The organism is Achromobacter insuavis (assembly GCF_902859645.1).
GTDB lineage: Bacteria > Pseudomonadota > Gammaproteobacteria > Burkholderiales > Burkholderiaceae_B > Achromobacter > Achromobacter insuavis.
In genome coordinates this window covers 1-1,237 of the sequence record NZ_CADIJR010000183.1, presented here as the reverse complement: position 1 = coordinate 1,237, position 1,237 = coordinate 1, and the positions used below count along the sequence as shown (strand labels likewise).

Genomic DNA, 1,237 nt, shown 5'->3' with positions numbered 1-1,237 from the left:
CCGCCTGCGCCGCCTGCTGCGCGGCCACCGCCGCCGCGGTGCGGTTCAGGTTGTCCAGCGAGCGCTGCAGCTGCTGGCGCGATTGCGCCTGCTGGCGGGCCGTGTTGCCGATGCCGGCCAGGCTGCCGTCGGGCATGCGGCCGGTGCGCTGCGCCGTCGATTGCACCGCCCCCTTGTCGGCGAACCAGCCCGGGCTGAACGCCCGCGCCTGGGCCTGCGCCGCGCCATGCCCGCCCCCCGCCACCAGCAACACCGCCAACGCCTGGGTCAGCGGCGCCAGGCGCCAGGCCGGACGGCGCGAACGCCGCTGGGGATTGCGGGAAACGAGGGCGTGATTACGGCTGGGCATGACGGCTTTTCCTTCGTGGAATCGGATCTGGCATCTGCAGCGCCAGGACCGGCACGCCGGAAAAAACGGCGACGCGGACCGGGCAGTTCTGCGCATGGGTGCCTAGACCGCTTCAAGCGTCATCGACTGCGCCTTTTCACAAAAAATTCATATTTCACGTTTGGGACAATGCGCGCGACGGCGCTCAGCTCAGCAGCACGATCCCGCCCGGCAGCGACGTGACCTGGGCGCCATAGGCATCGCGGATCAGTTGCGCGGCGTCGGCCAGCTGGTCCAGCGAAAAGCGCGCCTGCACCAGGCTGCCCGCCAGCCGGTCGCTCACCAACACGATGCGGCCGGGGCGATAGCGGTTGATCTCGTCGACCACCTGCGCCAGCGGCACATTGTTGAATTCCAGCACGCCACGGCGCCACGCCGTGACCTGGTCGGGGTCCACCCTTTGCGGCCCGCTGGCGCCGCCGGCGCCCAGCACCACCTGCTGCGCGGCCGTCAATTCAATGGAGTCCTTGCGCAGCGCGACGCGGGCGCTGCCCTCCAGGCAGGTCACGCGCACCAGGCCATCGGTGTAGCGCACGTTGACGCACCCCGAGGTGGCGCTGACGCGACCCGCGCCCGCCGTCAGACTGACCAGTTGGCCGGACGTCAGCAGCTCGACCTCGCCGGCCAGCAGATCGATCTGCTGCGCCGGGCCGCTGCGCGACAGGTTGATGCGGGTCTGGGTATTGAGCTGCACGCTGGCGTCGCCCGCCAGCGCCACGCGGCGCTGTTCGCCGGTGCCGCTGCGCACATCCGCGGTCAATTCGTCCACCGCCGGCCACAGGCCCAGCGGCGGCTTGAACGCCAGCCACGCGCCGCAGGCCGCCACCGCGCCGCCCAGGAACGCGCGCC

General features: G+C 71.3%; 2 protein-coding genes. Both read right to left on the bottom strand.

Annotated elements, in window-relative coordinates:
- Positions 1 to 349, bottom strand: a 349-nt coding sequence (locus H0523_RS32010) for a hypothetical protein (protein ID WP_180180325.1), incomplete at its 3' end; no start/stop codon positions are given.
- Positions 350 to 533: 184 nt separating this feature from the next.
- Positions 534 to 1,237, bottom strand: a 704-nt coding sequence (locus H0523_RS32005; protein WP_180180324.1) for a FecR family protein, incomplete at its 5' end; no start/stop codon positions are given.